Source organism: Azospirillum sp. B506, assembly GCF_000333595.1.
GTDB lineage: Bacteria > Pseudomonadota > Alphaproteobacteria > Azospirillales > Azospirillaceae > Azospirillum.
The window spans coordinates 1-7,763 of record NZ_BADK01000063.1; the positions used below are offsets into that span (position 1 = coordinate 1).

Genomic DNA, 7,763 nt, shown 5'->3' on the forward strand with positions numbered 1-7,763 from the left:
AAACCGTATTAGANCGGAAGACCAGGAAACCTGACGTGTAAGAATGAACCGCCCGCGCATCCCGGCGCCGAATGGGCTTGGCACCGGGTGGTCGGCAGTGGCGATGGCGGTGGCGGAGGCGGACAGATGGCGTTGAAGGTTCGCGAGGATTACCGGACCCTCACCGGTCCGGAAAAGGCCGCCATTATGATGCTCGCGCTCGGCGAGGAACATGCCTCCAGGCTGTTCTCGCTGATGGACGACGAGGAGATCAAGGAGCTGTCCCAGGTGATGGCCAACCTGGGCACGGTGTCGGCCAACCTGATCGAGCGACTGTTCGTCGAGTTCGCCGAGCAGATGTCGGCCACCGGATCGCTGGTCGGCTCCTTCGATTCGACCGAGCGGCTGCTGCTGAAGACCCTGCCGAAGGACAAGGTCGACCAGATCATGGAGGAAATCCGTGGTCCGGCCGGCCGAACCATGTGGGACAAGCTGGCGAACGTCAACGAGTCGGTTCTATCCAACTATCTGAAGAACGAGTACCCGCAGACCGTCGCCGTCGTCCTGTCCAAGATCCGTCCCGAACATGCCGGCCGGGTGTTGACCCAGCTGCCGGAAAGCTTCGCCATGGAAGTCATCATGCGCATGCTGCGCATGGAGGCGGTGCAGAAGGAGGTCCTGGACGACGTCGAGCGCACCCTGCGCACCGAGTTCATGACCAACCTCGCCCGCACCAGCCGGCGCGACAGCCACGAGATGCTGGCGGAGATCTTCAACGGGCTGGACCGCACCACCGAGCACCGCTTCATGGCGGCGCTGGAGGAACGCAACCGCGACAGCGCCGAGCGGATCAAGTCGCTGATGTTCACCTTCGAGGATCTGTCGAAGCTCGACCCCAGCGGCGTCCAGACGATGCTGCGCACGGTGGACAAGCAGAAGCTGGGCACCGCGCTGAAGGGGGCGTCGGAGACGCTGAAGGACCTGTTCTTCTCCAACATGTCCGAGCGCGCCGCCAAGATCCTGCGCGAGGACATGGCGGCGATGGGTCCGGTCCGTGTCCGCGACGTCGACGAGGCACAGATGTACATGGTGCAGCTGGCCAAGGATCTGGCCGCCCGCGGCGAGCTGGTCCTGTCCGAAAGCGGCGGCGAGAACGAACTGATCTATTGATCGGTGACGCCCACTGATCGGAGATGGAGGTGCCGCATGGGCCGAAGGGCGGGCGAAGCGACCGGCGGACAGGACGACTGGGTGGCGGTGCGCCGTGATCCCGAGTCCGGCATCGAGACCATCCGCGCCCATTTCCGCGGCCATGCCTATGACCTGCACGACCATGACGAGCTGCTGGTCGGGATCACCGAACAGGGGGTTCAGGCCTTCCGCTGCCGGCGGCGGCTGCACACCAGCGTCCCCGGCCGCGTCATCCTGATCGAACCCGGCGAAGCCCATGACGGCCACAGCCCGGGGGAGGACGGCTTCACCTACGCCATGCTCTATCTGCCGGTACCGCTGCTGACCGCGTGCAGCGAGGCGCTGCGCAGCCTGATGCCGCGGGGAACCGGCCTGCCGCTTGGGTTCCGCGACACGCTGGCCGACGATCCCGGACTTGCGGCGACGATCCGCACGGCCTTTCTGGCCCTGCACCAGCGCGAGGGGCGGCTGGCCCGCGACCTGTCGGTGGACCGGCTGGCGACGAGGCTGGCCGGCCATCTGGAACTGCCGCATCAGCGCACCGCACTGCGCCCCGACCGTGCCGCCGCCCTGGCACGCGACCTGCTGCATGCCCGGCTGGCCGATGATGTCGGGCTGGACGATCTGTCCGCCGCGGCAGGCGTCGACCGCTTCCGGCTGAACCGTGCCTTCCGCGCCGCCTTCGGCCTGTCGCCGCACGCCTATCTGGTCCGGCTGCGCCTGCGCACCGCCCGGCGCCGGCTGGCCGAGGGCGAGGCGCCGGCACTGGTGGCGGCGGAGGTCGGGTTCGCCGACCAGAGCCATCTCGGCCGCTGGTTCCGCCGCGCCTACGGCCTGACGCCGGCCGCCTATCGCGATCTGTGCACGAACGTTCCAGACTGAGGCGCGGCGATCCGGCATCTGGATGGGCAAAGGAGACCGTTGCCATGCCCGATAGCCCGATGCCCGATAGCCCGATGCCCGAAACCGGCCCCGCAGACGCCCCCGTCCGCTTCGACACCAAGGTCGCGCTGGTGATCCGCGCCGACCTGGCCGTCTGGCAGAAGCTGAATGTCGCCGCCTTCCTCGCCACCGGGATCGCCGCCGCGGCACCGGACGCGCTGGGCGAGGCGTATGTCGACGGCGCCGGCCGCCGCTATGGCCGGATGCTGGGCCAGCCGATGCTGATCTTCGCCGCCGACGGCGAGCAGCTGCGCACCGTCCGCGAAGGCGCTCTGGAGCGGGGGCTGACGCTGGTGCCCTATGTCGCGGCGATGTTCAGCACCGGTCACGACGCCGCCAACCGCGCGGTTTTCCAGGCCGAGAACCCGGATGCGCCCGATCTGGTCGGGCTGGCCCTGCGCGGACCGAAGAAGGCGGTCGACAAGACGGTGAAGGGCCTCGGCCTCCATGGTTGAGGGGCATGGTTGAGGGGCATGGTTGAGCGGCACGGCGAAGGCTGCCCGCCCGTCACAGCTCCTGAGGCACGGTGATCGTCACCGTGGTGCCGGCGCCGGGCATGCTGTCGATGGCAAGCCGGCCGCCGAGCGGCCCGGTCACCGTGTTGAACACCACCGCCAGCCCCAGCCCCTTGTGACCGCGGCTGCGGGCGGTGGTGAAGAAGGCGTCGGTCAGGGTCGGCAGGTTGATGGCCGGAATGCCGGCGCCACGGTCGCGGACGATCAGGTTCCAGGCCGGGACTGCGTCGAGGGTCGCCGGCTCCACCGTCACCTCGACGATGCCGGGGCCGCCGCCATATCCATGGGCGGCGGCGTTGGCGAACAGCTGGTGCAGCACCCGTTCCAGCGGCGGGGCACAGCCGATCCATGGACGGGCACCGCCCGTCGCCACCTGGATGTCCAGCGGCAGGTCGGGATGCTGGACCGCGAACAGGGCCGCCGCCTCCTGCGCCATGCGGCACAGGTCCAGCGCCTCCAGAGGTTCGGCGGTCTGGCAGGCGGCGATGGCGGAAAAAGCCTCCACCAGTTCCACCGCGCGGGCGAGGTTGGCGTCGAGCAGGCTGGCGGGTTCCCGCAACTCCTCGCTGGAAAGCGGGCCGCTGCCGGAACGGGCCAGATCCTGCAGGTGGCTGGCAGCGGTGACGCAGACGCCAAGCGGCGTATTCAGTTCATGCGCCAGCCCGGTGACCGCCTGGGTGATGGCGCGCTGGCGGGCCAGCGCCGATTCGGCGATGCGGGTGCGGCGCTCCAGATCCTCGCGCACCACCCGTTCCGAAACCTCGCGGATCATGCGGCTGAGTTCGCGCAGCAGCTTCGCCAGCAGGTCGGGCGACGGGGAGATCAGCGACAGGAACAGGTCGCGTTCCAGCTCGAACACCGAGACCGGCGTGGCGGCGATCACGGAAGCGGAGCGGGAACCGCCGTCGATCAGCGCCATCTCGCCGAAACAGTCGCCGGCGCGGCGGAATCCGACCTCCACCTGACCGCCGAAGGGGTCGCTGCGCACCACCCGCACCATGCCGTCGAGCAGCACATAGAGCGAGCTGGCGCTGTCGCCCTCGCGCATCAGCACGGTGCCGGCCGGGGCGGCGAACACCCGCCCGCGCGAGGCCACGGCGGCGCGCTCCTCCGGTGAGAAGGCCTCGAACAGGACGATGCCGTCGAGGATCCCGCCGGGCGAGGTGGTGCCGGTGGTTGCGCTGGTCATGGTGGCGGGATGCTCCGAATGGGCTTGGCCCCGGCAGCATAGACCAAGCAACCAGGGAACCGCGAGACGTTACCCGATGCTTTCGCGAATCGGAAAGCGGCATTCGCGCGGCGGGCGGTCGGGCAGACCGCGCGATCCGGCCACACGATCCGGCTGGGCGCAGCGCCGGCATCCGTCCGGCCCCCCGCGGAATGCCCGTGCTTGACCGTCTTTCATGAATCGACCGATACTCTGGCACGCTCCCATCCTGAACCGAAAGATCTGTCGAGGATGAAAGCTGTAATACTTGCCGGCGGTCTTGGGACTCGGCTCTCCGAGGAAACGGATCTGCGGCCGAAACCGATGGTGGAGATCGGAGGAAAGCCGATTCTCTGGCATATAATGAAAATCTATTCCTCGCATGGCATCAACGATTTCATCGTCTGCCTGGGCTATAAAGGATACGCGATCAAAGAATATTTTTACAATTATTGGGTCAAGAACTCGGACCTGACAATCGACCTGCAGTCCAACACCGTGGATGTCCACCGCCACCAGACGGAGCCCTGGCGCATCACTCTGGTGGAAACCGGGGAGAGCACGATGACCGGTGGGCGCCTCAAGCGGGTGCTGCCCTATCTGGAGGGGGAGGAGAGCTTCTGCCTCACCTACGGTGACGGCGTCGGCGACATCGATATCTCCGCCTCCATCGCCTTCCACAGGGAGCACGGCCACGCCGCCACAATGACCGTGGTGCATCCGGGCGGGCGCTATGGCGCGGTCGAGCTGACCGGCGACCGCATCTCCGGCTTCCAGGAGAAACCTCCCGGCGACGGCGCCCGCATCAACGGCGGCTTCTTCGTGCTGTCGCCGACGGTCGGCCGCTACATCGATGGCGACGACACCATGTGGGAGCACGAGCCGTTGCACCGCCTGATCGAACACGGCCAGCTGCACGCCTGGAAGCATGACGGCTTCTGGCAATGCATGGACACCATCCGCGACAAGCGCCTGTTGGAGACGCTGTGGGCGGCCGGCAACCCGCCCTGGAAAAGCTGGTAGAAGCCGGTGACCGCCCCGATGCCCGTGAATCCCTCGTTCTGGTCCGGCAAGTCGGTCTTCCTGACCGGCCACACCGGCTTCAAGGGAAGCTGGCTCGGCTTCTGGCTTTCCGCCATGGGCGCCCGGGTCACCGGCTATGCGCTGGAGCCGCCGACCGATCCCGCCCTCTTCCCCAGCCTGTTCGAGGCGGCTGGCCTGCGCGAGCGGCTGCACCGCAGCGAGATCGCCGACATCCGCGACCGCGGGCGGCTGGAGGCGGTGCTGTCCGCCGCCCATCCCGACATCGTGATCCATATGGCGGCCCAGCCGCTGGTGCGGCGCTCCTACCGCGATCCGGTGGAGACCTACGCCACCAATGTGATGGGCACGGTGCATCTGCTCGACGCGGTGCGCCGGGTCGACAGCGTGCGCGTCGTGGTCAACGTCACCAGCGACAAATGCTATGAGAACCGCGAGTGGGTCTGGGGCTATCGCGAAAACGAGCCGATGGGCGGCCACGATCCCTACAGCAGCAGCAAGGGCTGCGCCGAGCTGGTGACCGCCGCCTTCCGACAGTCCTTCTTCCCGCCGGGGGCGCGCCCGGTCGCCCTGGTGTCGGGGCGTGCCGGCAATGTCGTGGGCGGCGGCGACTGGGCGGAGGACCGGCTGGTCCCCGACCTGATCCGCGCCTTCCTTGACCGCCGTCCGGCCGTGGTGCGCAACCGTCATGCGACCAGGCCCTGGCAGCATGTGCTCGATCCGCTGCACGGCTATCTGATGCTGGCGGAAGCCGCCTGGACCGAGCCGGCGACCCATGCCGAGGGCTGGAACTTCGGCCCGGCGGAGGGCAGCGCCCGTCCGGTCCACTGGCTGGCCGACCGGCTTGCGTCGCTGTGGGGCGACGGCGCCGCCTGGATCGACGACAGCGGCCCCGCCGGCCCGCACGAGAACCGCTTCCTGGCGCTCGACTGCTCCAAGGCGCGGCAGCGGCTGGGCTGGGCACCGCGCTGGGATTTGGCCGAAACGCTGGCCCGTACCGTCGATTGGTATCGCGCCTGCAGCCAGGGCGGGGACATCCCCGCCCTGATGTCCGCCCAGCTTCTTGCGTTCAACGCGGCCCAACCGGCCGATTGAGCCGCCCGCCGGCCTTCCGTGTCCCCGCTTTCATGAGACCGCCATGACATCCCCCCCCTCCTCGCCGGCCGGTTCCACGGATCGCCGGGAAGACCTGCGCCGCCGGATCCTCGATCTGGTCGCCGAATATGCGGAGGTCGCCCATGCCGAGCGGCCGTTCGACCCCGAACGCTCCCCGGTCCCGGTCAGCGGCAAGGTGTATGGCGGCGAGGAAATGGCGCTGCTGGTGGACTCCGCCCTCGATTTCTGGCTGACCACCGGCCGCTTCAACGATGCCTTCGAACAGCGGCTGGGCGAGTTCCTCGGGGTCCGCAACGTGCTGACCGTCAACTCCGGCTCGTCCGCCAACCTGCTGGCGCTGACCGCGCTGACCTCGCCGCTGCTGGGCGACCGCGCGCTGCGGCCGGGCGACGAGATCATCACCTGCGCCACCGGCTTCCCGACCACGGTGAACCCGATCCTGCAGAACGGGATGGTCCCGGTCTTCCTCGACGTCGACATTCCGACCTACAACATGGACATGCGGCGGCTGGAAGACGCGATCACCCCGCGCACCCGCGGCATCATGCTGGCCCACACGCTGGGCAATCCCTTCGACCTTGCCGCCGTCACCCGCGTCGCCGGAAAGCATGGGCTGTGGGTGGTGGAGGATTGCTGCGATGCGTTGGGCGCCATGTATGACGGCAAGCCGGTCGGCAGCTTCGGCGACATCGGCACCCTCAGCTTCTACCCGGCCCACCACATCACGACGGGCGAGGGCGGCGCGGTCTTCACCGGCAACGCCAAGCTGAAGCGCTCGCTGGAATCCTTCCGCGACTGGGGCCGCGACTGCTGGTGTCCGCCGGGCCACGACAACAGCTGCAGGCAGCGCTTCAACTGGCAGCTCGGCGACCTGCCGCATGGATACGACCACAAGTACATTTACTCCCATCTCGGCTACAATCTGAAGATCACCGACCTGCAGGCTGCGGTCGGGCTGGGCCAGATGGATCGGCTGGAGGGCTTCATCGAGGCGCGCAAGGTCAACTTCGCCCGGCTGAAGGCCGGTTTGGCCGAACTGGCCGACATGCTGGTCCTGCCGGAAGCGACCCCGAACAGCGAGCCGTCCTGGTTCGGCTTCCCGCTGACCGTGGCGGCCGATGCCCCCTTCAGCCGGGACGATCTGACGCGCGCGCTGAACCGTGCCCGCATCGGCACCCGCCAGCTGTTCGGCGGCAACCTGCTGCGCCAGCCCTACATGAAGGACCGGCCGCACCGCGTCGTCGGCGAGCTGACGAACAGCGACGCCGTCACCGCCCGCACCCTGTGGATCGGCGTCTACCCCGGCCTGACCGCCGCTCACATCGACTATATGCTGGAGGTCGTCCGCGGCTTCGTCCGGGCGCGGACGGCCGGCTGACAACGATCCGCGAACCAGCGCACCGTCTCGCATAATCCGGCATCGAGGTCGACTGTCGGCCGCCAGCCAAGCCGATGCAAACGGCCGACATCCGGTTGCAGCACCATCACTTGGTTCGGACGGTACGGCAGGCGGCCAAAGCCGAGGATGCCGTGTGGATCGACGAGATCGCGAAGCCGGATCAGCGTTTCCGCCAAAGGCGGCGCGTCGGGATGGCCGAGGTTGAACACCCCCTCCGCCCCGTCACACTCCAGCACCCTGCGAAAGGCGGCGGCGGCATCGCGGGCATGCAGGAAGCTCCATCTTTGCTCACAGCCGGTCAGGGGAACCGGCTCGCCACGCAAAAGACGATCGATCGCCATCGGGATCAGCCATTGCCCATTGTCCATCGGCC

General features: G+C 68.1%; 8 protein-coding genes. 6 read left to right on the plus strand and 2 right to left on the minus strand.

Annotation, left to right across the window (positions count from 1 at the left end; translation table 11 throughout):
* Nucleotides 1-126 precede the first annotated feature (126 nt).
* Genes fliG through I71_RS01985 form a run of 3 tightly spaced genes read left to right on the plus strand, consistent with a single transcriptional unit; the run spans nt 127 to nt 2,567 of the window.
* Nucleotides 127-1,149, plus strand: coding sequence for a flagellar motor switch protein FliG (fliG, locus tag I71_RS01975; RefSeq protein WP_042689544.1), 1,023 nt, complete (start codon nt 127-129; stop codon nt 1,147-1,149).
* Between the two features lie 36 nt (nt 1,150-1,185).
* Nucleotides 1,186-2,052 carry an AraC family transcriptional regulator gene (locus I71_RS01980; protein WP_042689547.1) on the plus strand — a complete coding sequence of 289 codons (867 nt, stop codon included), beginning with the start codon at nt 1,186-1,188 and terminating at the stop codon, nt 2,050-2,052.
* A 44-nt stretch (nt 2,053-2,096) separates the two neighbouring features.
* The gene (locus I71_RS01985; protein WP_244433570.1) at nt 2,097-2,567 is read left to right on the plus strand and encodes a DUF2000 domain-containing protein; all 471 of its coding nucleotides are present in this window, start codon (nt 2,097-2,099) and stop codon (nt 2,565-2,567) included.
* 52 nt (nt 2,568-2,619) lie between these two features.
* Here I71_RS01985 and I71_RS01990 read toward each other — a convergent pair whose 3' ends face one another.
* Nucleotides 2,620-3,816: a sensor histidine kinase gene (locus I71_RS01990; RefSeq protein ID WP_042689553.1), complete on the minus strand. Its 1,197-nt coding sequence runs from the start codon at nt 3,814-3,816 to the stop codon at nt 2,620-2,622.
* Between the two features lie 270 nt (nt 3,817-4,086).
* Between I71_RS01990 and rfbF the strand changes: the two genes are divergently transcribed.
* Genes rfbF through rfbH form a run of 3 tightly spaced genes read left to right on the plus strand, consistent with a single transcriptional unit; the run spans nt 4,087 to nt 7,369 of the window.
* On the plus strand, nt 4,087-4,857 hold the full coding sequence (gene rfbF / locus I71_RS01995; protein ID WP_042689556.1) for a glucose-1-phosphate cytidylyltransferase: 771 nt from the start codon (nt 4,087-4,089) through the stop codon (nt 4,855-4,857).
* 18 nt (nt 4,858-4,875) lie between these two features.
* Nucleotides 4,876-5,970 carry a CDP-glucose 4,6-dehydratase gene (gene rfbG, locus I71_RS02000; RefSeq protein WP_042689559.1) on the plus strand — a complete coding sequence of 365 codons (1,095 nt, stop codon included), beginning with the start codon at nt 4,876-4,878 and terminating at the stop codon, nt 5,968-5,970.
* Nucleotides 5,971-6,013: 43 nt separating this feature from the next.
* On the plus strand, nt 6,014-7,369 hold the full coding sequence (rfbH, locus tag I71_RS02005) for a lipopolysaccharide biosynthesis protein RfbH (protein ID WP_042689561.1): 1,356 nt from the start codon (nt 6,014-6,016) through the stop codon (nt 7,367-7,369).
* Here the strand turns inward: rfbH and I71_RS37050 are convergent.
* Nucleotides 7,318-7,763, minus strand: a 446-nt coding sequence (locus I71_RS37050; RefSeq protein ID WP_148294124.1) for an NAD(P)-dependent oxidoreductase, incomplete at its 5' end; no start/stop codon positions are given. The two genes, rfbH and I71_RS37050, sit on opposite strands and share 52 nt — an antisense overlap.